This window comes from Paenibacillus elgii NBRC 100335, from assembly GCF_004000865.1.
Classification (GTDB): Bacteria; Bacillota; Bacilli; order Paenibacillales; family NBRC-103111; genus Paenibacillus_G; species Paenibacillus_G elgii.
This window is the reverse complement of the sequence record NZ_BIMB01000072.1, coordinates 1-26,919: the sequence shown is the minus strand read 5'-3', so window position 1 is coordinate 26,919 and position 26,919 is coordinate 1. Positions and strand designations below refer to the sequence as shown.

The following is a 26,919-nucleotide window of genomic DNA, read 5'->3' as shown; positions in this document are numbered from 1 at the left end:
AACCCGTCGAAAGCGACCTCTTTAATATATCACATCTTCAACCTGTAATGCAAGTACTTTTTTTAAAGTTTTTTTTCGAAACTCTTCAAAAGCTTGCCCTTGCACCGGTTTGCGATGCCCCAGCTCATGGCCGGAAGACTAATATACCATGGCTCAAATCGAAAATCAACCCCTTTGCATAAAAAAGATACAAACCAGCGTTGGTTTGTATCTCATGTGCAATAGTATCGCTTTAAATGCCGATGGCCGAAGCTGCCGACAGCTCCTGCCGGATTTCGTCGTGAATATGGCCATTCGTAGCCAGGACATCGCGGACATGCAAGCTGTACGGCTTGCCTTCCGTATCGGTAACCTTGCCGCCCGATTCGGAAATAAGCAGCGCTCCGGCAGCCATATCCCAAGAATTTAATCCGATTTCCCAAAATCCGCTCAAGCGTCCTGCAGCTACATAGGCCATATGCAATGCAGCGGATCCCGCCACGCGAAGATTTCTTACTTTAGGAGCCAATGCTTGAACGCCGCGCATGTTCACCGGCAGGGCGCCCGCCCGATCCGCAGGGAACCCGGTGGCAACCAGACTGTCGATAAGCTTCGTTTCAGAAGAAACTTGCATACGCTTTCCTTTGAGATAAGCACCTTTTCCTTTCTCGGCGACATACAATTCGTTATGAACGGGATTGTAAACAACGCCGACAATGACCTCGCCTTTATGAGCAAGCGCCAGCGAGATGGAGAAAAAGGGAAAGCCGTGAACGAAATTCGTCGTGCCGTCCAACGGATCGACGATCCACAAATATTCGGCGGCACTCAGCTGCTCCAGTGCCCGCTTGGAAGCGTCCGGACCGGGAGCGACTCCTTCCTCGCCCAAAACGACATGATGAGGAAAATGCGTCTGTATCAAATTGCGAATCATCGTTTCAGCGCCCTTATCAACTTCCGTGACAAGATCGTGGGACGAATATTTGGTTTGCAGCTTGTTGAAGTCTCCAAGTTTGCTTTGAATCCATTCTCCGGCTTTGGAAGCGATATTAATTGCAACCGCGGTAAAACTTTTGCTGCCGACAGCAAAGGAGGGGATGTTGGAATTGGTCATTACTAATCATTCCTTTTCTATACCAATAAATAGAAGCTCTTTTCAATCCTAGTGACATGGCAACAGATCGAATAGTATCAGTATAGTTAATATACGTAAAATATGCTACGGAGTTTCGTCCAACAGGCAGTCAAATGTGACAAAACCTTGATTTTCCCAAAAACCCCAATTTGTACAAGAAAACCATCCGCCGATATGACGGATGGCTGAGTTATAAACTATAGGATTAAACGCCGACAATATGGTAACCGCCGTCGACATAAATCACTTCTCCCGTAATCCCGCGGGATAGATGGCTCATTAAGAAGAGTGCGGTATCTCCAACCTCGGCGGTTTCGGTCGTGCGGCGAAGGGGCGCTTTTTCCTCGACGGTTTTCAAGATGGAATTGAAGTCTTTGATGCCTTTGGCTGCGAGGGTGCGGATCGGGCCTGCCGATATGGCGTTCACGCGGATGTTATATTGACCGAGATCGTTCGCCAAATAACGTACGCTGGCTTCGAGAGCCGCTTTGGCGATGCCCATGACGTTATAGTTTTTCATAGCCCGTTCGGCGCCCAAGTAAGTCATGGTCATAATGCTGCCGCCTTCAGTCATAAGCGGATAAAGCTTCTGGGCCACGGCTACCAGGGAGTACGCGCTTATATCATGAGCCAGTGCAAAGCCGTCTCGCGACGTATTGACGAACAGCCCTTCCAGCTCCTCCGTGCGCGCAAAAGCGATGCTGTGCACAATGCCGTGCAGGACGCCAAACTGTTCTTTCAGGGCTCCGGCCAGCTTCTCGATATCTTCATCCGAAGTGACGTTGCATGGGAGGACGACGGAATTCGGAATCGTATCGGCCAGCTTCCGCACCCGCTCCTCGACCCGTTCGCTTTCATATGTAAAAACAAGTCTTGCACCGTGGCTCGCCAAAGATTGCGCGATCGCCCAGGCAATGCTGCGATCGTTTGCGACCCCCATGACCAATATGTTTTTGCCGGCAACCAAGTTCATATCCATCAGTTCCCCTCTCATCCATAAAATAGGGTTTGGACAACTTTCTCCCTTCTCAACGTACTTCATTTCAAGGAAGATTTCAAGCGTTCGGATAGGCCGGACTTACAGTTCAAACGAGGCTTGGGATAATACCGTAATCCCCCCTTCCCGGCGAATGGCTTCCATAAGACGAAACAGCGCTTCGTCTTTCTTTTTGGCCTCCAGCATGATATCGAGCCGCGGCGTTGTCGGGGCGATGCCGCGCAAAAAAGGCATGAGAATGCCGGTATCGATGAAATCTGCATGGCCGCGGGGGTCTTTTTCGCTTTTGGGACTGGAGACATGAATTTTGGGTGGCAATTCGTGCGGAAGAGTTGCGGTATCTGCCTGCGCTTTCTGACCTAGCCATGTCCGGTGAATCCGAGGCCATAGCTGTTCCGCCGTCTCTTCGCTCCGGTTCACTTGGTCGTGATGAATGTCAAGCACCATCGGAACACCAACCTCTTCGCATACCTCCAAGGTTTCGAGGGCCGTAAATGTCTTGTCGTCATTCTCCAGCGTCATCCGCTCCCGAATCCGTTCATTTAATGCGTCGAAATTGCGGATGAACCGTTCTCTTGCCGTTGTCTTATTGCCGTACGTTCCCCCGATATGAATGTTGCACTTGGCCGACGCGTCCAATCCCATCGCTTCCAGCATGCGAACATGACGATCCAGATCGGCGAAAGAGTGCCGCAACACCTCCTCCCGCGGAGTGCTTAACACCGTAAAATGATCGGGGTGAAAGCTGATTCGCATCTTATGTTCCCTGGCATAGCTGCCGATTTCTGCGAACGATTCCGCTAGAACCTCCATCGGGTCCCAATCGCTAAGCATCTCGTGGCCGATTAAGGGAATCAGCTTAGAGGAGCAGCGGTAAAGCTCGATGTCGTGCGCCCGGTTATGCTTAAGCAGCCGCAGCGTGTTATGAAGGTTCTCGGTGGCAATCCGCTCCAACTTGCGCAGCGCCGCTTCCCGGTCGTCAAGCTTGGCGAAGTTCGTATACGTCATCGTTTTGGAAGGCGAGGCATTCTGGACAATCATGGACATCGCTACGTAACCAAGACGAACGATCATGCTTCATTCACGCTCCCGATAGTTAACTACTCCATAGCTTGTCCCCGGAAACAAAAAAGCACCCTCTTCCATTGGCGGGAAAAGGATGCTGCCCTTGAGAGTTTAAGCACTATAATATTATGAAGGGTCGGTGAATTGGCTGTCTACGCCCGCTCTCCAAAAAACATTTCGTGAGCCAACGACGTCTGGATGCGCGCTTCCTCTTCAGTCAGCTTCCGAACCAGCTCCATTTCGACTTGCGTCACTTCTTCGCCCTGAAAATTAATTTCGGCGATGGAAGCCAAAATTTTCACGATGGCAATAGCTTGGTTATCCGGCGTATAGGCGATGACTTTCTGTCCGGTAGGAAATACACGGAAACCGCTTTTCACCATTTTGCCGCGGCCGTATTCCAGCAGCTCGAACAGCTCTTGCTCAGACTTGAACTTGCATACAGAATTGAACTCGGTTTGAAATCCCATGAATTCGCTCCTTTCAGCCGTCTTTTAGTTTAAGCATATCGAACCTAGGAAGACAAAAGCAAGTCCGGCGATTTTGATCTATGCCAACTTTAGTCCAAGGTATACTCCAAGCGCTGCTTCTCGGCATGACGCTCCAACGCGAGACGAATCAAGTCGTCGATTAGTTCGCCGTAAGGCTTTCCGCTCTCGCGCCACAGCAGCGGATACATGCTGTAAGGAGTGAAGCCCGGCATGGTGTTGATTTCATTAATGAAGATTCTGTTGTCTTCTTTCCTCAGGAAGAAATCGACGCGGGACAAGCCCGACCCGTCAATAGCTGTGAAAGCCCGAAGCGCGAGCTCCCTGATTTCTTCCGCGGTTTCTTGCGGAATTTCCGCGGGAATAACCATGGACGAGGTGCCGTCGACATATTTGGCCTTGTAATCGTAAAACTCGCTCGAAGATACGATCTCGCCGACGACAGAGGCTTGCGGCTCGTCGTTGCCGAGCACCGCCACTTCCACTTCCCGGGCATTGACGAATTCTTCGACAATGACCTTGCGGTCGTAACGAAACGCTTGATTGACGGCGGCAAGCAGCTCTTCGCGGTTGCGCGCTTTGCTTACGCCGACGCTCGATCCGAGATTGGCCGGCTTGACGAAGCAAGGATATCCGATTGAAATTTCAATTTCCATCAGGAAATAGGCGTTGTCTTTTTCCCACTGGCTCCGCGTGAAGTGGCGGAAAATGCATTGAGGCAGACCTTCCTGGGCGAATATTTTTTTCATGGTGATTTTGTCCATGCCTACGGACGAAGCCAGTACGCCGGCGCCTACATAGGCGATGTTCGCCATTTCGAGCAGCCCTTGAATCGTGCCGTCTTCGCCGAACGTGCCGTGCAGCAAAGGAAAGACGACATCTAGCGGAGCAGAAGCGCCCGACACCTTAATCGACGCGTCGACGGAAGTCGGTTGGGCAGCAAAAAACGGCTGGAGGGCAAACTCTCCCGAAGTTTCGGACGAGCCATCGAACGCAAGCGCTTCGACCGATTCGGCCGGCGCCGTAAGCTGTGGTCCCGAATGCCAGTTCCCTTGCTTGGTTATGTAAAACGGCTGCACCTCGTATTTATTCAAGTCGAATGCTTTGGTGACGGCCAGTGCCGTCTGGAGCGAGACATCATGCTCCCCGGATTTGCCGCCGTAAATCAAGCCTACACGTATTTTGTCGCTCATAGAAACCTCCGAAAGTATGTTGATCCAAGCCGTCTAAAATCATGAAAAAGCGGGCTCCGTGCATGGCTAACGGCAGAAAAGCGAAGCCTAAGCTACAGCACAGCTAAATGTCGGAAAGATTAAAAGGAATCGGATAAATGCAGGAAACGGTAGCGCGTTCGCTCTGTCCAAGCCGGGGAATCCGTATAGCTCCAGTACCGATGCTTGCTATTGATCGTCTGAGCATTGACAAGCGGCATGCCGCTTGGGTCCTTGGCGGTAACAATGGTGGTATGCTGATACCGGCCGTCTCCATCCCAATCATAGCTGATGACATCGCCCAAATCGAGCTGCTGCGGATTCGCCACTTCTTGGGCCCGCAGCCCTCTGCGACTCGTCAGCAGATGGAACTGCAAACTTTCGGCTACGGCCCAACTGAAGCTCCAGTGCTCCTGACCGCCGACCCGGCCCTTGTACCACCAGCCCGAATCCCTTTTACCAGTATAGTTCATAGGCGCTCCGCCTGCAAAGATGCATTGGGACACGTAATTGCTGCAGTTAACCTCAAAAGCAAGGTAGGCCGGATTCGCTTTGTCCCACCATTCATCGGCATAACGTGCCGCTTCGAGCCGGTTGTAGGGGGTTCGGGCCGCGGCTTGCTGGAAATGGGAAATGATTTGAGTATTCAAATACGGTACGGAAGGGGCACGCATTAACCCGACGGCGGCAAACGCATCTTCCGCCTGCATGATCCCGCCCGCAACCGGAGGTTTCAGACGTAAAGCTTGCTCCGTTTGAAGATATTCGATATATACAACGGACCAGCCGTCCGACGCCGGGGAAAGGGTGATCCGTTCCCGCTCGATTCGCTGCTCTTCGTGAAGGACCCGACGAATCTCGCCGACGGTCGTCCGTCTGAGGGTGACGTCGGCTACGATGCTGTCTCCGCGCTCCGCCACTTGATCGACGGTGAGCCGGGTTTCGCTTTTGGTCGGTACGAATTGCCGTTGACGGTCGGTGTCCGCCCGCCGGGCAAGCCTCTCGGTCTGCGCGCTCAAATAGGCAGCATCCTCCACAAAGGGCAGCATCGGTTCCACGGAATAATCGATGTCCATTTGATTGCGATGATGTACATAATCGTAGAGGGTCGTTTTCCAAGACACGGCATCGGTCCCCTTTCATCGGAAGCCTGTACGGCTAAGATCGATTTATTTCAACAGGAGAGAAAACATTCATTCCCATGGTATGCGCCCCGCCGTATAAAAATGAGCGAAATCAACCTTTACGAAACAGCCTTTCAGCATGTATACTATAGCTATGGCTAATAATGAAATCAAGTTTCATACAATGAAACAAGATCCATGCAGCTGATTACTTGTCTAAGGAGGAATAGCACCATGTCTAAAAAAGACCAATTCTCGGTCCGCAAGCAGCTGAACGTTGGCGGTCAATCGTACAACTACTACAGCCTGCAGGCGTTTGAAGCGCAAGGCAACGGCCATGTGCAAAATCTGCCTTTCTCCATTAAAGTTCTGCTTGAAGCGGCGATCCGTCAATTCGACGGCAAAGCGATCACGGCAGAGCACGTGAAACAAATCGCCGGCTGGGCTTCCGATCGCGACGCCAACAAAGAAATTCCGTTCATTCCGGCACGGATCGTGCTGCAGGACTTCACCGGCGTACCGGTCGTCGTCGATCTGGCAGCCATGAGAGATACGATGAAACGGGCGGGCGGAGACCCGAAACGGATCAACCCGCTTGTTCCGGTCGACCTCGTTATCGACCACTCGGTTATGGTTGATGCTTTCGGTTCCCCGGACGCACTCGAATATAACGAACGCATCGAATTCGAGCGCAACGAAGAGCGCTACCGCTTCCTGCGCTGGGCGCAAACGGCGTTTGATAACTTCCGCGCCGTGCCGCCGGATACCGGTATCGTTCACCAAGTTAACCTTGAGTACCTCGCATCCGTCGCAGCAACGAAAACCGTTGACGGCGAAACGGAAGTTTATCCGGATTCCCTCGTCGGTACGGACTCCCATACGACGATGATCAACGGTCTTGGTATCGTTGGCTGGGGCGTCGGCGGTATCGAAGCCGAAGCAGGCATGCTGGGTCAACCGCTGTATTTCGTAACGCCGGAAGTTATCGGCTTCAAGCTGACCGGTACGCTGGCAGAAGGCGCTACGGCAACCGACCTCGCGTTGACTGTTACCCAAATGCTGCGTAAAAAGGGCGTTGTCGGCAAGTTCGTCGAATTCTACGGCCCAGGCCTGAGCAACATCAGCTTGGCAGACCGTGCGACAGTAGCGAACATGGCTCCGGAATACGGCGCAACGATCGGCTTCTTCCCGGTTGACTCCGAGTCCTTGAACTACATGAGAGGCACGGGCCGCAGCGAAGAGCAAATCGCGCTTGTCGAAGCTTACTATAAAGAGCAAGGCATGTTCCGCACCGATGCAACACCGGATCCCGTGTTCAGCGATACGCTGGAGCTTGACCTCGGTTCGGTCGTTCCGAGCTTGGCCGGTCCGAAGCGTCCGCAAGACCGCGTTGAGCTGACGAACATGAAGGAATCGTTCAACAGCATCATCCGCACTCCGATCGAAAAAGGCGGCTATGGCCTGTCCGACGAAAAAATCGCGGAAACGGTCGAAGTGAAGCATCCGAACAACGAAACGAGCAAAATGGGCACAGGCGCCGTCGTTATCGCAGCGATCACTTCCTGTACCAATACGTCTAACCCAAGCGTTATGCTGGGCGCCGGTCTCGTTGCGAAAAAAGCGGTAGCTCTCGGCCTCAGAAAACCAGGCTACGTGAAAAGCAGCTTGACGCCAGGCTCCCTGGTCGTTACCGACTACTTGAAAAAAGCCGGTTTGCTCGATTCGCTCGAAGCGCTCGGCTTCCACGTCGCTGGCTACGGCTGCGCAACGTGTATCGGTAACTCCGGTCCGCTGCCGGACGAAGTTAGCAAAGCGATCGCCGACAACGATATGACCGTTGCTGCCGTACTATCCGGTAACCGGAACTTCGAAGGCCGCGTTCACGCCCAAGTGAAAGCCAACTACCTGGCTTCTCCGCCGCTTGTCGTCGCTTACGCTCTGGCCGGTACAGTCAACATCGATCTGGCGAATGATCCGATCGGCTACAACCAAAAGAACGAGCCGGTTTACTTGAAAGACATCTGGCCAACATCGCAGGAGATTCAAGAAGCGATCCAATCCGCAATGAGCCCTGCGTTGTACCGTGAAAAATACGCCAACGTTTTCCGTTCCAACGAGCGCTTCAATGCGATCAAGGTTCCGGAAGGCGAGCTGTACGAATGGCCGACTTCTACGTATATCGCGAACCCGCCGTTCTTCGAGAACTTGGGCGCCGGACTGTCGGACATTGCGGATATCCGCGGAGCTAAGACGCTTGCGCTGCTCGGCGATTCCGTCACGACGGACCATATCTCGCCTGCAGGTAACATCAAGGTCGACAGCCCTGCCGGCAAATACTTGATCGAGCATGGCGTGAAGAAAGAAGACTTCAACTCCTACGGTTCCCGCCGTGGTAACCACGATGTCATGATGCGCGGTACGTTTGCGAACATCCGTATCCGCAACCAAGTGGCACCAGGCACTGAGGGTGGCGTAACGACTTACCTGCCGACCGGCGAAGTCATGTCCATCTACGATGCTTCGATGAAGTATCAAGAGCAAGGCACGAACCTCGTCGTTATCGCCGGCAAAGAATACGGCACAGGCAGCTCCCGCGACTGGGCGGCAAAAGGTACGTTCCTGCTCGGCGTGAAAGCCGTCATCGCGGAAAGCTTCGAGCGGATTCACCGTTCCAACCTCGTCGGCATGGGCGTACTGCCGCTGCAATTCGCCGATGGCCATGGCTGGAAAACGCTCGGCTTGACCGGCAGAGAAACGTTCGACATTACGGGTCTGAGCAACGACGTACAGCCGGGTCAAAAAGTATCCGTCAACGTCACGCGCGAAGACGGCTCGAGCTTCAGCTTCGAAGCTATCGTGCGTCTGGACAGCTACGTGGATGTCGATTACTACCGCAACGGCGGTATTCTGCAAACCGTCCTGCGTCAAATCATGGCGTAAGACGAAGCCTTCTATGATAAAAGGAAGCCCCAGTCCTCCTCGTGAGGTCCTGGGGCTTCCTTTTCTGTTATACGAAGCAGCTTCCGCCGGTTACTTCAGCATCTTGCCCATCCGGCGGGCAGCCTCCATCAAGGCGGGCGCATGCTCTTTCATCTTCTTGAGCGTCAGCCGATTGGCCGGCCCCGACACCGCGAGAGCGGCAACCAGCCGCTGGGCGCGGCCGAAGATTGGCGCTGCCACCGCCGCGGCGCCGGGTTCGCGCTCCTCGACGCTGGTGGCATAGCCCAGCGTCTTCACTTCCTCCAGCTGCTGCAAATAAGCAGCTGGCGACACCGCCGTCGGCCAGGACGGATCGAGCAGCAACTGCTGCTGCTCGTCCGGATCGGCGAAGGCGACGAGGATCTTGCTCGACGCGCCGACGGACAGCGGCAGTCTCGCTCCGATCGGAGCGACCCGGCGGATCGCCTGGTTGCTCTGAACTGCCTGCACGCGAACGCGCTCCATGCCGTCGCGCACGTACAGGCTGACGGTCTCGCCGACTTGATCGCGCAGCCGTTCCATCTCCGGAAGCACGATCAGCGCCGGATCGTCGCTGTGCGTCAAATTGGCGCTCAGCTCCCAGATGCGAAAGCCAAGGCGGTACCGCTCCGAGGCCGGGTCGCGGATGATGAAGCCTTTGCCTTCCAGCGAGGCCAACAGCCGGTGGACCGTGCTTTTGTGCAGCCCGACCCTTGCGGAAATTTCCGTTAAGTTCAAATCTTCCGCTTCCGTAAAGCAAAGCAATATATCCAGAGCCCGTTCGACGGCGCGAACGGTTAATTTGCCATCTTCCATTATTCCCACTCCCCGAAAATCAGTTTCACTGGTTGAAATCTATTATAGCCGATTTCCGTGCGTTTTCCTATATGAAGGTCGTTCCTTCTTCAATAAAATATTGTTTTTCCAGTAGTTGTAACAACCGATGTTACAGGGAGATTACAGAAAGTTTACATTTTTCGCGCAATATTGACGCCCGGCCTTTCTCCCTATACTATAAAAATACAAGGATCTTACAAGCCTCGAATCTTCGGATCTGACCGCAAATGGTTATCGCAAGTTTTTCCCTCCGACCGTTCGGATAAAAGCTGGCGTTTTCAAATCGTTATCAGAGCCGTATCCGACGTCATCCGTTAAAGGAAGTCATCTTAGTTTCAATGGGAGGGATCCGGCATGGAAACCAATTCTTATTCGTCCGTACCTTTAAACACCACTACGGTTGGAAGCGCTATCAAACGTACTACCTTCCTCAGAAGGCACCGGGGTCTGCTTCTCGCTCTGCTGTCCGTTCTGCTCCTGCTATTCAGCTTAACGATGGCCTTTCACGCTTATATTGCCTGGACGCTGGCCCGGCCACATATCGATCCGCTGCGCTCGAATCCCGCCATTGCCTTCGGCGCTGCTTACGAGGACGTACAATTTCCAAGTCTGAATGCCTCCTCCAACCTATCCGGCTGGTACATCCCGTCGAGCGCGGGAACGGCAGCATCCCGGCAAACGGTCGTATTCTCGCATGGCTACGGCGGGAACCGCGAAGAAATCTGGGTACCTATCTATGATTTGGCCAAGGCGGCCCATGATATGGGCTACAACGTGCTGATGTTCGATTACGGCTACGTCCAGCCTCAGTGGAACGTGACAGGCGGTTTGCGCGAATCGCAAGAGCTTCTGGGTGCCGTCAAGTACGCAAAAGACCGGGGAGCCGAAAAAGTGTTCGTCTGGGGCTTCTCGATGGGAGCCGGAACGGCTCTGCAGGCCGCACTGCAAACGAAAGATATCGACGGCATGATTCTCGACAGCACCTTCGTGCTCGAACCGGACACCCTGTACCATAACATGAAGCAAGCGGCGAATTTGCCGAAGTTTTCTCAAAGCCTCGTGCATATGTTTTTCCCGCTGATCAATGGGGTCAGCTTGAACCAAGTGCCTTATGACAAAGTGAAAGAGACGCAGTATTCGATGCCTATTTTCTTCATCCACGGCAAGAAAGATTTGCGGGCCCCGTACGAAATGGCGGAAGGCATCTATCAGAAGCAAAAAGCGGACTCCGGCTCCGAGCTGTGGCTGCTCGAGAATGACGGGCACGAGTTGATCTATCGTGCTCACAGCAAAAGCTATCTGCAGATGACGACGGGCTTCCTCCATACGTTGTCCTCCGCCCCGGCACAACCTCTGAAGTATAATAAAGCCCGTTAGATAAATAAAACATAGCTGTACCCCTCCCCGAATACAATGTTCCTGTAGCGTCCGGCCGCGAAAGCCGGATGAAGCCGAACGACGGGGAGGTTTTTGCGTATGCTGTACGTTTACGGTTCCCTGATGCCGCTCAGGGTGTTGGAGGAGATTCGGTTCTGGAAAACGCAGGAGAGAGAACACACGGTCGTTATCCGCGAATTGGTTCCAACGCTCGAACCGGAGTACGCCGCACTGCTGCAACAATGGGAAGGCGTTCTTGCGCAGACGGAATCCACCAGCCAGCAATGGATCGAAGCCGTGCTGCGGGCCAAGCATCCGGTCAGTCCGTATATCATCGACAAAGTTAACGAGCTGCTCTATGCGTCCATTGCGCAATCGAAGGAATTTATCCGGCATTTGTTTCTCATTCTGGAACGAAGCCGTCCCGTACGGGCGAATCCGGTCGTCCAAACCGTGTTCCTGCACATCATACGCGAATCCGAATATTTTCTGGGCGTTCTGCATGCGGTCCAAAGCTCGGAATGCTATGAAGAGCCTCGCGACGAGGAGGAGGCGGATACAACGGCGGATACAAGGTCTCCAGGCGAAGAGCAAGCGCACATCCACTTATGGCGCGGCGAAAGCGAATCCGCTCCCGTCGACCTGAATCAGCTAACGGCTACCCAAGAAGGTACGTGGACGGGCGACCGGCCTCAAGCCCCCTTTTCCAAGCCCGTACCGATCGGAGGCCACAAGCTGCCGCCTCTGCCCTACGCCTATAATGCGCTAGAGCCGTATATCGATGCGGAAACGATGCGGCTGCATCATGACAAGCACCATAAAAGCTATGTCGAAGGGCTAAATAAAGCCGAGAACATGCTTGCGCGAGCGAGGGAAACAGGCGACTTTTCGCTAGTAAAGCATTGGGAAAGGGAAGCAGCGTTCAACGGAGCGGGACACTACCTTCATACGATTTTCTGGAATGTGATGAAGCCGGGCGGAGGTGGAAAAGCGACGGGACCGATCGCCGGGGAGATTAAAAAGTCTTTCGGCTCTTATGAAGGGTTTCACAAGCAATTCAGCGCAGCGGCGGATAAAGTGGAAGGCGGCGGCTGGGCCATTCTGGTCTGGAGCCCGCGCAGCCACCGGCTGGAAATTTTGCAGGCGGAGAAGCATCAGAACTTGTCGCAATGGGATGTCATCCCGCTGCTTGTCCTGGATGTGTGGGAGCACTCCTATTATCTCAAATACAAGAACGAACGGCCCAAGTACATTGATGCTTGGTGGAACACGGTGAATTGGGACCATGTTAACGAACGGTTCGCGGCTGCCCGTCATTTGATGTGGCTGCCTTATTGAAACATAACGAATCCCCGGCTGACAGAAATCCGGTCCGCATGCGAAGTCAAAGACAAAGCAGCTGCGAGCCGTGTCGGTCCGGGGATTATTGCATTCATGTAGGGACATTCCTTGTCGAGGGCTTATCCCGCGATGGAGGTGATGCGATCCTGCTTGCCGGAACCCAACATCGAAACGAGCCAAGGAATGAAGAACAGCGGATAAATCATCAAGTAGACATTCGGGGTCCACCATGCCGGATCGAATTCGCCGCGAACGGCCCAGAATGAAATGGCCAGCAGTCCGGAGCTGAATGTTAAGACAAGCGAGATCAGCGACCATCCGATCCACGCGCTACGGCCTTTTCCGTGCAAATACAGGCTGTACAGACCGGTGAGAGAAATGAACAGATCAATGGGCATAAACGACCAGTTCCATGCCACCAGAATCGGGTTGGTGTAGTCGTTATACAGCCATTCCGGAGGGATAAGCTTCAGGGCGGTAATTCCCCAATATAACAAAAATCCGATGTCTGTGATCCAAAATAACGCTCTAAGCGCCTTAAGCCGCATTTTTATCCCCCTTTCCCATGGCACTTAATCCTGCGCCTGCTACTTTGACGCGGGGGTGCTTTCCGATTGCGCACTGGCCGAGCTTCCATGAGCCCCTCCGCCCAAGTTTAGTCCGATGACGCCGAGGATGATCAAGACGATCGAACCGGCTTTTAACAGCGACATGGACTCGTTAAAATACAAATATCCGATCACCGCAATGACCGCTGTTCCGAGACCCGACCATATCGCGTACGCCACGCTCACGTCAATTTGCTTCAGGGAAAAATTGAGTGACGTAAACGCCAGCAAGTAAAAGACGACCATGAGGATTGAAGGCGTCAGCCGCGTAAAGCCTTGCGAAAATTTCATCGAAATCGTTCCGGTGATTTCAAGGGCAATCGCAGCCCCCAGATACAACCAATACATCTGCACATCATTCCTTTTTATATTTATTGCTTCATTTCCTGACTCGGACCTTCCGGAATCAAGCCTTGCAAAAAAACATCGGCCATCGTTCGGACCGCCCCCGCAAGCGTACAATCCGTATTCACTAAAAAATCGGCGTCAAACAGGGAGACGGACGCTCCCTTCATCAGTTGGACAATCGTTGGCACATGAACAGGCCGAAATTGTCCGGCCGCAATGCCTTCCTCAATAATCGTCCTGACGGTTCCCCACTCTTCCTGAAGCAGCCTGTCGACTTTCAACCATTCGTCCGGAGCGAACCGCTTAAGGTCCGAAAGCAACCGATGGTCGCCAAGCTGCAGCCCCTTGGGAAGAATCGTCAAAATCGCGCTCAGCTTCTCGGCGCAGGACAAGCTTTCGTCCCGGTAAATGCCTTGCTCGATTCGCTTTACCTCCGAGACCCCCTCATCGACGAGCGTGCCGACGATATGCTCTTTGGATTCGAAGTACTCGTAAATCGTACGCTTGCTGGTGCCCAGCTCGGCGGCCAAATCCGATATCGTAAATTTCAGCCCCTTCCGCTTCATCAGCTCCATGGCGGCTTGCAGCAAACGTTCGCGCACAGGCGATCCCTCTTCCTTAAGTTAATCATTCCAATTGGTACCTGATTATTTTTATCAGTACCACAATGGGTAAAGTATACTTTTCTCAACATCGTTCGTCAATGGTTCGTCTCCCGCTTTTCTCCCACAGGAAAAAGAAAAAGACGCAGGTCTCCCTGCATCTTCTTCGTTAATTCAGTCTTTGATAAGCGATAAAAACTCCGAGCGTGAGGCCGCATCCGTACGGAACAGTCCGCGAACGGCGGAGGTCACGGTCTTGCTGCCCGGCTTCTTGACGCCGCGTGCGCACATGCACAGATGCTCGCCCTCGACGACGACCATGCAGCCGTGCGGCTCAAGCTCCGTCTCGATGATGTCGGCGATTTCCGACGTAATCCTCTCCTGCACTTGGAGGCGGCGGGTAACCGCTTCGACCAGGCGGGCGAACTTGCTCAGGCCGGCAATTTTGCCGCTTGGAATGTATCCGATATGGATTTTGCCGAAAAACGGCGCCATATGATGCTCGCACTGGCTATAGTAGACGATATCCTTTACAATGACGAGCTCTTCATGCTTCTCGTCGAAGGCAACGCCTAATATATCTTTCACGTCTGCGTCATAGCCTGCAAAAATTTCTTCATACATGCGGGTGACCCGCGCAGGTGTGTCTAGCAGACCTTCCCGGTCCGGATCTTCGCCGATCAAGCGCAAAATCTCCCGGATATGATGCTCAACTTGTTCCCGGTTTTCGGCAACTCGGCTGTTTTTGTATTCTTTGGCCGGCATGGGTTATCCTCCTCCTGAATTCGTCCGGAGTTTCCGTTCCAATATAGAAAGAAAAGCCCGCGACCAGGCTTTTCGGGCTTACGGACGAAACTTTTGCTTCTTCATCATGGTTTGCATTTTTTGCATTTGCTGCTTGTTCAAATTATACCCCATTTGCTTGGCCATCTGCTGCAGCATGTCCGGATTGCTCTGCATTTTTTCAATCTGCTTGCGCAAGTACTGCACGCCGATAAAAAAACCGGCCGCGCCTCCGGCAATGAGGGCGATAACCGCGGTAATGACGTAACCCCACATAATCGTACCTTCACCTCAAACGATGGATGTCATTTCTTCATCATAGCATGTCAAAGCCTCGGTTACAAACACCAATTTCCTCTACATCAGGACACTTTCGATAAATACGGTCGTCTGCTTGGCCAGATCGACTTCCTTGACCTCCATATCGTCTCCGCCGCCCTTGACCACACGGATGACAGGCCGGCCCGGCAGCCCCCGGTGCTGACCGACCACGACCCCGGTTTCCCGGGTGGACAGCTTGACCGACGTGCCTGTCGGATAAACCGATACCGTACGCAAAAACTGGATCACGATCTCCCGGTCCAGCTTCTCGCCCGCCAGCACCATCATACGCTCGCACGCATCGTGCGGCAGCATCCGCCGGCCTTCGGACAAATCGAACAGCAGGTTGTCATAGGTATCCGCCACGGCAACGATGCGTGCGTACAGATGAATTTCATCGCCCGGCAGCTGACGCGGCATGCCTTGTCCATCCATCGTCTCGTGATGTTGAAAAGCGACGTGTGCAATCAGCAAGCTGAGCTCCCGCTTATGCTTCAATACTTCAAAACCGCGCCACGTATGATGCTTTCTCGGATCGCCGCTTTCATCGTCCGTCACGAGCTCAAGCTTGCCGACATCGTGCAGCAGAGCGCCGATTGCCAGCTCCTTCAATTGCGTCGTCGACAGCCCCATATTGATGCCGATCAGCGTCGACATCATGCACACGTTGATCGTATGCACGTACATTTCGTTATCGTGCGTCCGGATATCCGACAGCTGCACCAGCACTTCTTTGTTTCTCATAATTTCGTCCAGCAGCGTATCGATGCTTACCCCGATATGCTTCGTGTTGAAATCTTTCCCGGAGCGGATCGAATCGAACGTCTCTCCCATCCGCTGCATCACGACCCGCTTCGTCTCCTCCGAGACGAGATCGGCCAGCTCGATATCGTCAAACTGCTGGTCTTTAATATAAATCATCGTCACGCCGATCCGCTTCAGCGTCGTGATCATGAATACGGTTAGCTGCACCCCTTCAGATAGCAGCACCGCCCCGTTCGCGGAAAAAATCGTCCGTCCCAAATATTGCCCGGACTCGACGTTCTCGATATGCACGTATCTCACGCTAGGGCTCCTTTCCCCGAAAAGCCTTCATGCTGAAGCAAAAACGTCTTGATGTGCAGTCCCCCGCCGTAGCCGACCATCGCGCCGCTTGCGCCGATCACGCGGTGACAGGGCACGATAATCGGGACCGGATTGCGGTTGTTCGCTCCCCCTACGGCGCGCACCGCTTTGGGCGAACCGATCCGGACGGCAACGTCTTTATACGACCAGACTTCGCCGAACGGAATATCGGTCAACGCCTTCCAGACTTGGATTTGAAACGGCGTGCCGCGCAAATCCAGAGGCAGGTCGAACGTTCGTCTCGCACCGTTAAAATAAGCCCGTAGCTGACCGACCGCCTCGGATAGCGCCCCGGGGTCCCTTACCCAGTCGCCCGTGCCGAACCGCTGTTCGGACCAGGCGCGAAGCTTCAATTCGACATCGGCAAACGCGCCGAATTCGATCTGGCACAAGCCGCCCTGCGGCTCTGCGTTCCAGCCTAGCGTCAGTACGCCGATCGGTGAATCGATTTCATCGTATCGGATCGCCATCCTGCTCATCCCCCTGTCGCTCTCCCGTAAATTGCGCGCGCGCTTTGCCGATCTCCCGGCGGGCGGCCTCGTCCCGCTCCGCCTCCCAAGCGGCGTCCAGCGCCTCGCGCGCAGCCTCGCCTCCGATACGGCCAAGCGCCCAAGCGGCCGTGCCGCGAATCTCGGGACGCTCGTCCTTCCGCAGCAGCTCTACGAGCTGCGGCACGCTGCTTGCGTCCCGGAAGTTGCCCAGCGCGAGAATCGCGTTGCGCTGGATCGGCTTGCGCCCGCGCCAAGCGGCGGCGCTGTGGCCGAACTGTTCTTTGAACTCGCGGTTCGACAACGAGAGCAGCGGCAGCAGCAGCGGCTTGACGATCTCGGGGTCCGGCTGCAGCTCCGGATGATGTCCGGCATGAATGCCTTTATTTTTGGGGCAGACGCTCTGGCACGTATCGCATCCGTACAGCCGGTTGCCAATCTTGCGCTTCAGCTCGTCGTCCTCGATATGCCCTTTCGTCTGCGTGAGGAACGAAACGCAGCGCTGCGCGTTAAGCTGCCCGGGGCCGACGAGCGCCCCGGTCGGGCAGGCGTCGATGCAAAGCGTGCAATCTCCGCAGCTCTCAGTCACGGGCGTATCCGGCGGAAACGGCACGTTCGTGATCAGTTCGCCGAGGTAAACCCACGATCCCCATTCCGGAGTAATCACGGAGCAATTTTTGCCCACCCAGCCGATCCCGGCCCGCTCGGCTACCGCCCGGTCGACAAGCGCCCCGGTATCAACCAGGCTCGCCATGCGCGCTCCCGGCACCCGTTCGCGAATCCAGGCTTCCAGCCTTGCAAGCCGGTTGCGCAGCACATGATGGTAGTCCTGCCCCCAAGCAGAGCGGGATAAAATGCCCCGGTACGCCCCCGGCTCGGACCGCGGCGCATTTCTCAGCTTCGACGGATACGCCACCGCAATCGAAATAATGGACCGGGGCTCCGTGAGCGTCAGGGCCGGGTCCACACGCTTCTCGAGATCCGGCTCCTCGAAGCCGGATTCGAACCCTTTTTCGCGGTGCCGGATCAAGATATCCTTCAATTCAACAAACGGGTCGGCGCTTGCAAAGCCTATCTTATCAATGCCAAGCTGCGCCGCGTCCGCTTGCAGCTGCTGCTTGAGCCGGCTCCAATCCGCAGGCCGCAGCTCCTCCTCCGCCGCAAATCGCTCGCTCTGCTGCTGCTCCGTTCCCATTGTGCTGTATTTTTTTTCCATTACAGGCTCCTCCACTTTTGCGGCGGCCATACGATCCATTCCGCCCGCCCGACGACCCGGGTTACCGGAATGGCGCCGAAGGTACGGCTATCGTAGCTGGCATACCGGTGTCGGTTGTCCCCCATGACAAACAGATGGCCTTCGGCAACCGTATAAGGCTCGAAGCGCCCGTCCTCGATATTGGAATCCGTGTAAGCTTCCTGCGCCTCGCTGCCGTTGACGTAAAGCTTGCCGCCCCGGATATGCACCTCGTCTCCGGCCACCGCTACTACCCGCTTCACTAAAAAAGGATGCATCGATTCGCTTCCCGGCGGCTCCTGAATGACCACGACGTCTCCGCGCTTGGGCGGCGTGCCGGCATAACGCATCGTTTTATTGATAAACAGCCATTCGCCCTCTTCCAGCGTAGGCTGCATGGATTCTCCTTTAACTGTGGACAAATGAAACACGAATTGATGCATGAGCACGACCAAGGCCAACGCGAACGCGAACCACTTCATCCAGCCCAGCAGCTCCCGTAAAGGATTGGAGCTTACCGGGCCTTCCGACGGACTTTCGGTCCGTTCGCTTTCGTTGTTGCTTAGAGAAAAGCTCACATCCTAACCCTCCGCTCCGCGTTCTCTCCACTGCTCATAATAGGATAGGACCAGCTCGTCCCGAAACGGCGCTTTAGCGCTTTTTACACGCCCCAGCAATTGCTGCAGGCCCTGCTCGACCTTGCTCTCCACGACGGCGGAATAATGATAGGCGAGCTTGTGCCGCTCGTATTCTTCCCGATCGACGACATGCACATCGCCCGCCGGCATGCGAATCACGTCCAGATCGTAATCGATATAGGTAATGACACGTCCGTTCACATACGGCGGGGAAGCGACGTTGCAGTAGTACCGGACGCCGGCTTCCTCGATCAGCGCAACCACGTTGAACCACTGCCCCGGAATAAAAAAAGACACTCCGGGTATGCGGCTGACCCATTCTTTGCCGTCGGCCTCGACGATTTTCGTCTGGCTGTTAATCAGCACCAGCATGGACTCCGCCCGATGGGATTCATGCAGCAGACGTTCCGGCACCAACCAATTCTCAAGCCACATGCGATGCAAGTGCCCATCGTGTTTAAAGCTTTTGATGACATGCGGGATAAACGTCTCCATGTGGTCCAAACCCTTCTGCCTGCGGTTTTCAACTGACTTTCATACTTCTTTCTCTTGCTACTAGCATAAACTTATGTTGCACCGCTTTCAAGAGCCGTAATCTTCGAATAAACAAAAAAGCATAGCCGGGAAACCGAGGGGCTCCAGGGTATGCTTGTATGATTCGTTAAGCTTGATTCGGCTCGATCTCAGCCGTTCACGATGCTGAGCCGCTGCGGGAACCGGGAAAAATCTTCCGCCTGATAGCCGGCTTTCTCATATACGGGAATAACCACTTCGTTGTGCGAATCGATGGTTACCATGATGCGGCGCACTTTGCGTCCCACAAAGCGCTGGCGAAGGGACTCGATCAAATTCTGGCCGATTCCTCTGCGCTGATGGTCCTGTCCCACGGCAATGCGATAGTAGTAGCCGTCCTGGTTATCGATCGTTCCGACGATGACCCCGACGATTGCGCCTTCGTCCTCAGCAACAAGGACGAGCTCGCTGTCCCAGGACAACTGTCTGGCGAAAGCCGACATCGTCTCCTCGTAACATTCCTCTGAAAGCACATTCCTGAAAAGCTCCGTGACTGAAACGTAATCGGACAATTTAAACGTACGAACCAGATACGAACTTACAAGCATGTTAAACTCTCCCCGCCACTCATATGGTAGATAATAAAATACGACAAATAACGCAATATTCCTGCTAATTTTCAAAAAAACGATAAAAAATCTTCATATTTTTTTCAAATCCTCCTGAAAGCGCTTAATTTTAAGCGTTTGCAATAAGTTTGGTCGTTTATTGTCTGTTTTTTGCAGCTCGTGCAATCTCCGATCAACGACAAAAAGCTCCCCTCCGGCATTCATTCACTGCCTTCGGGGAGCTTTTCCTGCGAGCTGTTCGCAGGAGCGTTATTTCTCCATGTGGTCCAAGAGCCGGTTCAGAACCGTCACGGCTTGGGCCCGCGTCGCTTGTCTCTTCGGCTCGAAGGAGCCGTCCGGGTTGCCTTCCAGTAAGCCCAACCCGGCGGCCCGTCCTACCGAATCTTTGGCCCAGTCGCTGACGGCCTCACGGTCCGTGAATGCTGGTGCATTCGTCGGCAATTGGGACTCAGCCCCTCGGACATAACCGTACGCGTTCATCAGCATGAGAGCCATTTGCTCGCGGGTAACCGGCGCTTCCGGAGCGAACGCCGTGTCGCTTACCCCGCTCACAAGCTTGGCTGCCAGCGCTTGGGCCAACGCCTCGCGATACCACGCATCGGGCGGCACGTCCTTAAACGGCAGCTCCTTGGCGCCTGGCGGCAGCTTCAGCGTCCGCGCGAGCAGCGCGGCGAACTGAGCCCGCGTCATGGTCGCCTCCGGCGCGAAGGCCGTCTCCGTCATGCCGTCGGCGATCTGCTTGGCCGCCATCCGTTCGATGGTCGCCTTTGCCCAGTGAGCCGCTATGTCGTCAAACGTCCGGTTCCACTCCATGACGGCATAGGACGAGAAGTGGCTCAACCGGATTTGAATCGCCCCGTTCTCCGCCTTGCCGCCGACATATTCCCACCGTCCTGCCGGAGCGTTGTGAACATAAATTCCCGTCTTGGCGGCATCGCCGATCTTGGCAGAATCATACCGCAGCAGCACTGTCACGTTCTTGTCGAACGCTTCGATCGTCCGGTCGCCCGCCTGAAGCGTGAAATCGAATACGGAAGAGGCGAGTCCGGCATAGGACGGTTTGCCGGGAGCCTCCTGCGTCATGGTGACGGTTAGCTTAACGGGAGTCGCTGCGCTCTCTACGGCAAAAGCGTCCGGCGGAATGGTCAGCGACGCTTGATCGGAACGAATGACAAAGGCCGACCCGGCTTCCGCCGCTTTAAGCCATACCTCGCCTGGCAGTTCCACGATGATCTGCTTCACGGCGCTGTCGGATCGGGCGCCGGCGTCGATCGTAACCGGGGCTCCTTTGGCAGCGGCAAGCTGTTCCAGCAGCTTCACTTTGTCCGGCTTCACGCTCAGAACGGAGCCGGATTCGCTTTTGCCGTCGCCGGAAGCCGCAGGGGCACCGCCCCAGCCGCCACCGCCGCCTCCGGCGCAGCAGCCCGAGCTGCCCCCTCCACCTCCGCCGCCGGCAGGAGCCGGCTGGATAGTATAAGCGTACTCGGCGGTTTCGCTCCAAACGCCGTTTTTCATCGCAGCGGCATAAAAGATCGTATTGGAGCTGATCGTTAAAGGCTCTGCGTATTCATAGGCGTTTACTCCATCGTTCGAAATATAGATTTGGGCTCCCGGTGTCGCTGAAGATAACGTTACGGTCTGGGGACCGGTGTAAGTTCCCGAACCGATCGAGGCTTTCGGCCGATCCGGAAGCTTGGAAAACCTTGCTATGCCGGATTCAATGAATTCATTGCCGCGGCCGGACGCATCATTTGCCTGGATCGTAATATCGTACACGTCGTCGGTCACGGAAAGCTCGACCGGCCCGCTCCATTCCCCGTTGACCAAAGAAACGGTTTTGTTCTGTTTGTAACGATCCTCGTGATGCACCGTCACTGTAATTTCGGAGGACAGGTTCCGAAGCAAGGCCCCTTTATCGTCCAATGCCTTTACCGTGACGCTAGCTTGCCGCCCGTCCGGCTCCGGCACTGCCGTCATACGGAGACGCGGCATTGTAAAAGCCCGCTTGCCGTTCATCAGCCCTCCGCCGTAATAATCTTGATACTTCAGAGAGTAATATGTCGCCAAATAATATCCCGCGATCGGTGGTACATCCAGCTTTTGGCTGCTGTCAAGCAAGATATGGTGCACGTCCTGCGAGCTCAAATTTTTATTTTGCGCTTTAAGCAAAGCGGCCAGTCCCGCAACCATCGGGGACGAATAAGAGGTCCCGGCACCGCTGGCATAGCCCCCGGACAGCGCCGTCGAGTAAACGCCGGTTCCCTGTGCAACCGTTGTTATTTTTCCAATATTGGAAAAATCGGAAATCGTCAACGCATTGTTCGCCAAGCGACTAACCGAGCCTACGGAAACGACACCCTCGTAGCGCGCCGGATAGACGGTCCAGGCAAACCTCCTGTAGGAGTTGTCCTCACGGGTCGGAATATCTGCAGGCTCCCCGAAAAGCCAATGGTTGCTCTCGTTGCCGGCCGCTGCGACAATAACCACATTCCGGGCCAGGGCGTAATCGACAGCTTCTTTCAGCATTTGGCTGTTTTGCGGCATCCCCAGGCTGATGTTGATCACGTCTACCTTGTTGTCCGCCGCCCATCGGATGCCTTGGGCTACGGCGCTACTCGGAATGTAGTCTTTGTTGTTGGCGTCTTTCTTCCCTACTTTCACCGGAACGATCCGCGCGCCGCCGGCTGCCCCGGCTATGCCGATGCCGTTATTGGTTACGGCTGCGGCGATCCCGGCAACCCTCGTACCGTGTCCCGAATCGTCGACAGGAGGCTGTCCTTCGTCAAGCGCATTATAGCCCGCTTCCAAGTTCTCAGCGAGATCCGGATGCTTCGGATTCACTCCCGAATCGATGATTGCGATCCGGATCGAAGCCCTGTCCGGCACGCGCTCCCAGGCATAGGTCATCTCAGTGACGCTTAGGCCCCATTGGCTCCCGTTCACATAATACGGGTCATTCGGTTGATAGATGGACGAGGTCACGGTCGGCGAACCGCCTCCGCCTGCGATCTGACTCGGCACCTCTATAACCGCCGGATCGGCGTATTGCATCAAATATTCGGGCTCGGCCGCTGCCACAGCAGGGTCCCGTTTATAGCGTTCGACAGCGGAAAGCACGTTCTCCCCCGGCGCCAGCGGCATTTCGACGAACGAATCCGAGTCCTCGGCCGCAAGCAGTCCGGCAAAGCCCTCGCTCCGGGCTGGCTCCTTGTATTTCACCCATACTTTTCCGGAAACTGCGTTTGCCGGTTGAGTTACGAGAGACGACGGCATTGAAAATGGCGGAGACGAGGACCGTGCATCCAAATTTCCTTCCGCTGCCTGTACTTTTCCCGAACTCCAAGCCAAAAAAGGCGACAGCATCATTGCCGTCGCTAACGTTACGTGAAGCCATCGCTTCTTCATCCGTATTTGCTCCCTCCAGCAATCTCCCTGTTGACAACTCTACTAAAACTTACCACTCTAGTATATAGCGCACAAAAAAGTTTCGGCAATGAAAGATTGAAAGAATTTTGCCGAAACATTAGATGTAGCCGTTTCGTATTAACTGGTAATTTCCTTAGAATGGGAGCGAATCAAGATGAACAAGCATGAGCACTCCAATCCGAACGCTTCATCGGCAGCGGGAAATAAGAAGCTGATCGGCCTGTTTTTGGTGGCCGCCTTGGCTGCAAGCGCCGGATGCTCCTCGCCTCCGGCAGCGAATGCCCCGCTGCAGTCTGCCCCGCCTGCCCAAAGCGGGATCAATCCGCCTCCTACCGCAACCGGCCCGGGAGCTGCGGCCGGCATCGGAGCCGCAGCCGGTGCAGCAGCTGGCGCAGCAGCCGGCGCGGCAACCGCTCCGTCGGCAGACTACTGCCGGGACGATAATAACGACGGTGAATGCGACGATGGCAGCGGACGCATCAACCGTTCGGGCAGCAGCGCCTATATCTATGGCGGCAACACTTATTACCGCCGATCCGGCGTGGGATCGAACGGAGTGGTTGCTTCCCCGCCAACCGTCACGAAGCCGGGCACGAATGCCGGCCAGCCGCAAGGAAGCGGCAATACACCGGCCGCCCCGTCCAAGAGCACGCCGGAACCGACGAATACGCCCGCGCCGACAACCAGCGGGCGAACAGGCAGCTTCAGCACGAAAGACTCCGTTACGTCCGGCTCAAGCTCCGGCGTTAAAAGCGACGGCAGCTCGGCTGCGACTGGCGGTAACTCTTCCTCTTCCTCTTCTTCTGCAGGTACGCCTGGCAAATCCGTATCCGGCTCGTCGGTATCGACCGGTTCGTCCGGATCTTCTACAAGCAGCAGCTCGAAAGGAAGCTTCGGCTCGTCAAGCTCATCCAGCTCGTCCAGCGGCATTTCTTCGGGAAGCTCCCACGGCGGGATCGGGAGCTCCAGTTCAAGCAGTGGGGGTTAAGTCTGGGAGGCAAAACTGCCTCCTTTTTCTTTTGCATAAAAGTCCGAACAGCGTGAAACGATAATCCGGTAATCTTTGGCTTTGCACAGACGGATGCAATATCACGCGGCAATCGTTCGGATTGCATTGGAGGAGGAAGACGATGACAAATGAGGCGACGCCTAATGCCGGTACTATGCGCCGGATTGACGAATTAAACGATGTACAGATGACGAAATGGACGTCGGAGGAGCTTCATTACCACCAACGGGCCATGAGCGATCTGTCCCCTTGGCTGAACGCTCAAGGCACCGCCATGCTCGGGCAGATCATCCACGAGATCGAGCACCGTGGAGGAGAGCGGTTCCGTGGGGAGGATGCTCCGGCCACGAACACTTAATATACATAAATGTTGATTTTATATGGAAAATAGGCGATAATAAATCTTGGAAATCTCATATCCTCAGGAGGTAGATAGAAGATGGCACACCAATTACCGGCACTTCCTTATGCGAACAATGCGCTTGAGCCTCACATCGACGAAATGACCATGATGATCCACCACGATCGTCACCACAACACATACGTTACGAACCTGAATGCTGCGCTTGAAGGCCATGCCGATCTTCAATCCAAAAGCGTGGAAGACCTGATCGCCGATCTGAACAGCGTACCGGAGAGCATCCGCACCGCAGTCCGCAACAACGGCGGCGGCCATGCGAACCACTCCTTGTTCTGGGAAACGATCGGCCCGAACGGCGGCGGCGCTCCGAGCGGCAAACTGGCTGACGCGATCAACAACGAGCTGGGCGGCTTCGACAAGTTCAAAGAAGACTTCGCCAAAGCGGCTACTACCCGTTTCGGCTCCGGCTGGGCTTTCCTCGCTGTGACCAAAGACGGCAAATTGAAAGTATACAGCCTCCCGAACCAAGACAGCCCGATCATGGAAGGCGAAACGCCGATCCTCGGTCTGGACGTGTGGGAGCACGCGTACTACTTGAAATACCAAAACAAACGCCCTGACTACATCGCAGCATTCTGGAACGTTGTCAACTGGAACGAAGTCGGCAAACGTTACGAAGCGGCTGTAAAATAATCGGCTTTGCCCGCAAAGGACTGCGGAGGTTCTCCTCCATGCAGTCCTTTTTCTATTTTCGGCATAAATCGTTTGGATCACTTCCTCCGAGACCGCCCGACAGGGATATCGAAGGCCCCTTTCCCCCGAAGCCGGAACGTAGTATGATAGACAAACAGGCGAATTTTGGAGAAAACGGAAAACGTGACCGAAATACGCAACTATTTGATCGGGAAAGAGTGAGACTCATGAGCAAACTGATCACTCTCCTGCATGATGTGCCGCTGTTTCAAGATTTGTCGGTGGCCGAGTTGGAGACGATCGTTCCCCTGTTCGCGGAACGGAAATTCAAAAAAGGGACCATTTTATTTTTCGAAGGTGACGTTGGCGAGGAATTTTATTTGATTCATTCCGGCGTCGTCAAAATTTACCGAATCGACAATTCCAAGGAAATTATTCTTTCGTTATTCCGGGAAGGCGACTTTTTCGGGGAGATGTCGTTGGTTCAAAAAGGCCTCAAGCGCTCGGCGACGGCGGAAACGCTGGAGGCCTGCTCGCTGTATACGCTGATGCGTTCGGACTTTCAGCAGTTTATGGAGCGCAGCCCCAGGCTGTGCCTGAAGCTGATGGAAGTGACCATGGAGCGGCTGCGCAAAGCGAACGAGAAAATATACGACCTGACGTTCCTCGACGTCCGGACGCGCACGATCAAAACGATCTGCCGGTTAGCGGAGGAATACGGCCAGCCGAAAGCTGGCGGCATGTTTATCGATATGAAGCTGACGCATCAGCAACTGGCTAACATGGTCGGCACGGTACGCGAATCGGTGACGAAGGTGCTGCAAGAGCTGCAGGAGGACGATCACATCGCAATCGACAAAAAGCACATTCTGATCAAAGACATCCAAGCGATGAAGAAACAGATTTACTAGAACATCGCAAGAAACGCCAACCCGGGATGAAGGGCAGACCTTCGTTCTTGGGCTGGCGTTTCTCATTTTGTACGGGTTGTCTATGTCCTTTTTTACATTGCCATTTATCTTTCACATTTGGAAAAGAAAAGCGTGATTTACATCACTTACGCAATCCGCGGCGTTTCCTATAATTCAGCTATAAGGACATCGTGGAGTAAAAAAATGTGAAAAGGGGTTATGACATATGGCAAACCTGAAAACAAACGAACCGAAGCCGCAGAATAGCGGTCTTCTGCTGGTGGTAATTCTCTTCTTTGTGATCCTTTGCTCGCCGCTATTCTATTTCATGTATCACCTGATGATGGGCAACGAAGCGATGTTTATCTACAATCCCTACAAATAAATAACAGCCGGCTGGGCATTCTCTTGATCATCTTTCAGGGGAGTGCTTTTTTATTATTACCGGCCGAAATACGCATTCAGAATGCGTAAAAAGACGTTCGGAAACGCGTACTGCTCCATCTCCTCGCGGTTTACCCAGCGATAATGAGACGGCAGCGGCACGGGCAGCAGCAGTGTGGAGGCTTCTTCCAGGCGGCCGGCGTACACATCCATCTCCCAGCGGATGTGGCTGAACGTATGCTCCGCCTGCATGAGCCAGCCGACTGGGCCGAGCCCGAGGCCGTCCGCGGCCAGATGCGCCGCCAGCGCGGCATGGGCCGCGGCGGGGTCTGCG

29 protein-coding genes are annotated in these 26,919 nt (G+C 54.6%); 9 read left to right on the top strand and 20 right to left on the bottom strand.

Annotation, left to right across the window (positions count from 1 at the left end; translation table 11 throughout):
- Positions 1-182, top strand: a 182-nt coding sequence (locus tag PEL01S_RS34990) for a hypothetical protein (protein WP_218032563.1), incomplete at its 5' end; no start/stop codon positions are given.
- A gap of 50 nt (positions 183-232) precedes the next feature.
- On the opposite strand, the gene PEL01S_RS31605 is transcribed toward PEL01S_RS34990, so the two are convergent.
- The 6 genes from PEL01S_RS31605 to PEL01S_RS31580 all read right to left on the bottom strand — a co-directional run bounded on the left by PEL01S_RS31605 (position 233) and on the right by PEL01S_RS31580 (position 5,999).
- Complete coding sequence (locus PEL01S_RS31605) at positions 233-1,093, bottom strand: inositol monophosphatase family protein (RefSeq protein ID WP_127463042.1); 861 nt, start codon at positions 1,091-1,093, stop codon at positions 233-235.
- A gap of 226 nt (positions 1,094-1,319) precedes the next feature.
- Entirely contained in the window at positions 1,320-2,087 is a 768-nt protein-coding gene (gene fabI / locus PEL01S_RS31600; protein WP_063185635.1) for an enoyl-ACP reductase FabI, read from the bottom strand.
- 105 nt (positions 2,088-2,192) lie between these two features.
- Entirely contained in the window at positions 2,193-3,185 is a 993-nt protein-coding gene (uvsE, locus tag PEL01S_RS31595; protein WP_127463041.1) for a UV DNA damage repair endonuclease UvsE, read from the bottom strand.
- Between the two features lie 143 nt (positions 3,186-3,328).
- On the bottom strand, positions 3,329-3,646 hold the full coding sequence (locus PEL01S_RS31590) for a hypothetical protein (RefSeq protein ID WP_010502102.1): 318 nt from the start codon (positions 3,644-3,646) through the stop codon (positions 3,329-3,331).
- 89 nt (positions 3,647-3,735) lie between these two features.
- Entirely contained in the window at positions 3,736-4,857 is a 1,122-nt protein-coding gene (locus PEL01S_RS31585; RefSeq protein ID WP_010502101.1) for a D-alanine--D-alanine ligase, read from the bottom strand.
- A gap of 119 nt (positions 4,858-4,976) precedes the next feature.
- Positions 4,977-5,999 (bottom strand): amidase domain-containing protein, encoded by a 1,023-nt coding sequence (locus PEL01S_RS31580; RefSeq protein WP_063185568.1) that lies wholly within the window; start codon positions 5,997-5,999, stop codon positions 4,977-4,979.
- 234 nt (positions 6,000-6,233) lie between these two features.
- Between PEL01S_RS31580 and acnA the strand changes: the two genes are divergently transcribed.
- Positions 6,234-8,939 carry an aconitate hydratase AcnA gene (gene acnA / locus PEL01S_RS31575; protein ID WP_063185570.1) on the top strand — a complete coding sequence of 902 codons (2,706 nt, stop codon included), beginning with the start codon at positions 6,234-6,236 and terminating at the stop codon, positions 8,937-8,939.
- A gap of 90 nt (positions 8,940-9,029) precedes the next feature.
- Here acnA and PEL01S_RS31570 read toward each other — a convergent pair whose 3' ends face one another.
- Positions 9,030-9,773, bottom strand: a complete 744-nt coding sequence (locus tag PEL01S_RS31570) for an IclR family transcriptional regulator (RefSeq protein ID WP_063185572.1) — start codon at positions 9,771-9,773, stop codon at positions 9,030-9,032.
- 375 nt (positions 9,774-10,148) lie between these two features.
- On the opposite strand from PEL01S_RS31570, the gene PEL01S_RS31565 reads away from it, so the two are divergent.
- Positions 10,149-11,171 (top strand): alpha/beta hydrolase, encoded by a 1,023-nt coding sequence (locus PEL01S_RS31565; RefSeq protein ID WP_063185574.1) that lies wholly within the window; start codon positions 10,149-10,151, stop codon positions 11,169-11,171.
- A 99-nt stretch (positions 11,172-11,270) separates the two neighbouring features.
- A complete protein-coding gene (locus PEL01S_RS31560) occupies positions 11,271-12,509 on the top strand; it encodes a Fe-Mn family superoxide dismutase (RefSeq protein ID WP_127463040.1) in 1,239 nt (412 codons plus the stop codon).
- A gap of 122 nt (positions 12,510-12,631) precedes the next feature.
- On the opposite strand, the gene PEL01S_RS31555 is transcribed toward PEL01S_RS31560, so the two are convergent.
- The 12 genes from PEL01S_RS31555 to PEL01S_RS31500 form a co-directional block, all read right to left on the bottom strand.
- The gene (locus PEL01S_RS31555; protein WP_127463039.1) at positions 12,632-13,060 is read right to left on the bottom strand and encodes a DUF5360 family protein; all 429 of its coding nucleotides are present in this window, start codon (positions 13,058-13,060) and stop codon (positions 12,632-12,634) included.
- 39 nt (positions 13,061-13,099) lie between these two features.
- Positions 13,100-13,468, bottom strand: a complete 369-nt coding sequence (locus tag PEL01S_RS31550) for a DMT family transporter (protein ID WP_127463038.1) — start codon at positions 13,466-13,468, stop codon at positions 13,100-13,102.
- Between the two features lie 23 nt (positions 13,469-13,491).
- The gene (locus tag PEL01S_RS31545) at positions 13,492-14,070 is read right to left on the bottom strand and encodes a TetR/AcrR family transcriptional regulator (protein WP_127463037.1); all 579 of its coding nucleotides are present in this window, start codon (positions 14,068-14,070) and stop codon (positions 13,492-13,494) included.
- A 174-nt stretch (positions 14,071-14,244) separates the two neighbouring features.
- Positions 14,245-14,835, bottom strand: coding sequence for a GTP cyclohydrolase I FolE (gene folE / locus PEL01S_RS31540; RefSeq protein WP_127463036.1), 591 nt, complete (start codon positions 14,833-14,835; stop codon positions 14,245-14,247).
- Positions 14,836-14,913: 78 nt separating this feature from the next.
- Positions 14,914-15,129, bottom strand: coding sequence for a YneF family protein (locus tag PEL01S_RS31535; RefSeq protein ID WP_010502086.1), 216 nt, complete (start codon positions 15,127-15,129; stop codon positions 14,914-14,916).
- An 81-nt stretch (positions 15,130-15,210) separates the two neighbouring features.
- Complete coding sequence (locus PEL01S_RS31530; protein WP_108534614.1) at positions 15,211-16,239, bottom strand: HD-GYP domain-containing protein; 1,029 nt, start codon at positions 16,237-16,239, stop codon at positions 15,211-15,213.
- Entirely contained in the window at positions 16,236-16,769 is a 534-nt protein-coding gene (locus PEL01S_RS31525) for a methylated-DNA--[protein]-cysteine S-methyltransferase (protein ID WP_127463035.1), read from the bottom strand. Before PEL01S_RS31525 ends, PEL01S_RS31530 begins: the two co-directional genes overlap by 4 nt.
- Positions 16,750-18,003 carry a tRNA epoxyqueuosine(34) reductase QueG gene (gene queG, locus PEL01S_RS31520; RefSeq protein WP_174807039.1) on the bottom strand — a complete coding sequence of 418 codons (1,254 nt, stop codon included), beginning with the start codon at positions 18,001-18,003 and terminating at the stop codon, positions 16,750-16,752. The genes PEL01S_RS31525 and queG overlap by 20 nt, the downstream gene beginning before the upstream one ends.
- Positions 18,003-18,599, bottom strand: a complete 597-nt coding sequence (gene lepB / locus PEL01S_RS31515; protein ID WP_127463034.1) for a signal peptidase I — start codon at positions 18,597-18,599, stop codon at positions 18,003-18,005. Before lepB ends, queG begins: the two co-directional genes overlap by 1 nt.
- A gap of 3 nt (positions 18,600-18,602) precedes the next feature.
- Complete coding sequence (locus PEL01S_RS31510) at positions 18,603-19,154, bottom strand: DUF402 domain-containing protein (RefSeq protein WP_063185590.1); 552 nt, start codon at positions 19,152-19,154, stop codon at positions 18,603-18,605.
- Positions 19,155-19,342: 188 nt separating this feature from the next.
- Positions 19,343-19,780 (bottom strand): GNAT family N-acetyltransferase, encoded by a 438-nt coding sequence (locus PEL01S_RS31505; protein WP_063185592.1) that lies wholly within the window; start codon positions 19,778-19,780, stop codon positions 19,343-19,345.
- Positions 19,781-20,050: 270 nt separating this feature from the next.
- Complete coding sequence (locus tag PEL01S_RS31500; RefSeq protein ID WP_127463033.1) at positions 20,051-23,206, bottom strand: S8 family serine peptidase; 3,156 nt, start codon at positions 23,204-23,206, stop codon at positions 20,051-20,053.
- A 175-nt stretch (positions 23,207-23,381) separates the two neighbouring features.
- Between PEL01S_RS31500 and PEL01S_RS34685 the strand changes: the two genes are divergently transcribed.
- From PEL01S_RS34685 to PEL01S_RS34680, 5 genes are all read left to right on the top strand, one after another.
- On the top strand, positions 23,382-24,215 hold the full coding sequence (locus PEL01S_RS34685; RefSeq protein ID WP_163768125.1) for a hypothetical protein: 834 nt from the start codon (positions 23,382-23,384) through the stop codon (positions 24,213-24,215).
- Between the two features lie 142 nt (positions 24,216-24,357).
- Positions 24,358-24,594 (top strand): mother cell protein YfhS, encoded by a 237-nt coding sequence (gene yfhS / locus PEL01S_RS31490; protein ID WP_231884838.1) that lies wholly within the window; start codon positions 24,358-24,360, stop codon positions 24,592-24,594.
- Between the two features lie 81 nt (positions 24,595-24,675).
- Positions 24,676-25,290, top strand: a complete 615-nt coding sequence (locus PEL01S_RS31485; RefSeq protein ID WP_063185599.1) for a superoxide dismutase — start codon at positions 24,676-24,678, stop codon at positions 25,288-25,290.
- A 227-nt stretch (positions 25,291-25,517) separates the two neighbouring features.
- Entirely contained in the window at positions 25,518-26,201 is a 684-nt protein-coding gene (locus PEL01S_RS31480) for a Crp/Fnr family transcriptional regulator (RefSeq protein ID WP_010502062.1), read from the top strand.
- Between the two features lie 226 nt (positions 26,202-26,427).
- The gene (locus PEL01S_RS34680; RefSeq protein ID WP_157244192.1) at positions 26,428-26,586 is read left to right on the top strand and encodes a hypothetical protein; all 159 of its coding nucleotides are present in this window, start codon (positions 26,428-26,430) and stop codon (positions 26,584-26,586) included.
- Between the two features lie 56 nt (positions 26,587-26,642).
- Here the strand turns inward: PEL01S_RS34680 and PEL01S_RS31475 are convergent.
- Positions 26,643-26,919 (bottom strand): NUDIX domain-containing protein (locus PEL01S_RS31475; RefSeq protein ID WP_164824347.1); only part of this gene is annotated, 277 nt, incomplete at its 5' end.

Bases quoted from the DNA above. Each gene is read 5' to 3' on its own strand.
- PEL01S_RS31605 (WP_127463042.1), bottom strand. From the start codon at position 1,093: ATGACCAATTCCAACATCCCCTCCTTTGCTGTCGGCAGCAAAAGTTTT.
- fabI (WP_063185635.1), bottom strand. From the start codon at position 2,087: ATGAACTTGGTTGCCGGCAAAAACATATTGGTCATGGGGGTCGCAAAC.
- uvsE (WP_127463041.1), bottom strand. From the start codon at position 3,185: ATGATCGTTCGTCTTGGTTACGTAGCGATGTCCATGATTGTCCAGAAT.
- PEL01S_RS31590 (WP_010502102.1), bottom strand. From the start codon at position 3,646: ATGGGATTTCAAACCGAGTTCAATTCTGTATGCAAGTTCAAGTCTGAG.
- PEL01S_RS31585 (WP_010502101.1), bottom strand. From the start codon at position 4,857: ATGAGCGACAAAATACGTGTAGGCTTGATTTACGGCGGCAAATCCGGG.
- acnA (WP_063185570.1), top strand. From the start codon at position 6,234: ATGTCTAAAAAAGACCAATTCTCGGTCCGCAAGCAGCTGAACGTTGGC.
- PEL01S_RS31570 (WP_063185572.1), bottom strand. From the start codon at position 9,773: ATGGAAGATGGCAAATTAACCGTTCGCGCCGTCGAACGGGCTCTGGAT.
- PEL01S_RS31565 (WP_063185574.1), top strand. From the start codon at position 10,149: ATGGAAACCAATTCTTATTCGTCCGTACCTTTAAACACCACTACGGTT.
- PEL01S_RS31560 (WP_127463040.1), top strand. From the start codon at position 11,271: ATGCTGTACGTTTACGGTTCCCTGATGCCGCTCAGGGTGTTGGAGGAG.
- PEL01S_RS31555 (WP_127463039.1), bottom strand. From the start codon at position 13,060: ATGCGGCTTAAGGCGCTTAGAGCGTTATTTTGGATCACAGACATCGGA.
- PEL01S_RS31550 (WP_127463038.1), bottom strand. From the start codon at position 13,468: ATGTATTGGTTGTATCTGGGGGCTGCGATTGCCCTTGAAATCACCGGA.
- folE (WP_127463036.1), bottom strand. From the start codon at position 14,835: ATGCCGGCCAAAGAATACAAAAACAGCCGAGTTGCCGAAAACCGGGAA.
- PEL01S_RS31535 (WP_010502086.1), bottom strand. From the start codon at position 15,129: ATGTGGGGTTACGTCATTACCGCGGTTATCGCCCTCATTGCCGGAGGC.
- PEL01S_RS31525 (WP_127463035.1), bottom strand. From the start codon at position 16,769: ATGGCGATCCGATACGATGAAATCGATTCACCGATCGGCGTACTGACG.
- queG (WP_174807039.1), bottom strand. From the start codon at position 18,003: ATGGAAAAAAAATACAGCACAATGGGAACGGAGCAGCAGCAGAGCGAG.
- PEL01S_RS31510 (WP_063185590.1), bottom strand. From the start codon at position 19,154: ATGGAGACGTTTATCCCGCATGTCATCAAAAGCTTTAAACACGATGGG.
- PEL01S_RS31505 (WP_063185592.1), bottom strand. From the start codon at position 19,780: ATGCTTGTAAGTTCGTATCTGGTTCGTACGTTTAAATTGTCCGATTAC.
- PEL01S_RS31500 (WP_127463033.1), bottom strand. From the start codon at position 23,206: ATGAAGAAGCGATGGCTTCACGTAACGTTAGCGACGGCAATGATGCTG.
- PEL01S_RS34685 (WP_163768125.1), top strand. From the start codon at position 23,382: ATGAACAAGCATGAGCACTCCAATCCGAACGCTTCATCGGCAGCGGGA.
- yfhS (WP_231884838.1), top strand. From the start codon at position 24,358: ATGACAAATGAGGCGACGCCTAATGCCGGTACTATGCGCCGGATTGAC.
- PEL01S_RS31485 (WP_063185599.1), top strand. From the start codon at position 24,676: ATGGCACACCAATTACCGGCACTTCCTTATGCGAACAATGCGCTTGAG.
- PEL01S_RS31480 (WP_010502062.1), top strand. From the start codon at position 25,518: ATGAGCAAACTGATCACTCTCCTGCATGATGTGCCGCTGTTTCAAGAT.
- PEL01S_RS34680 (WP_157244192.1), top strand. From the start codon at position 26,428: ATGGCAAACCTGAAAACAAACGAACCGAAGCCGCAGAATAGCGGTCTT.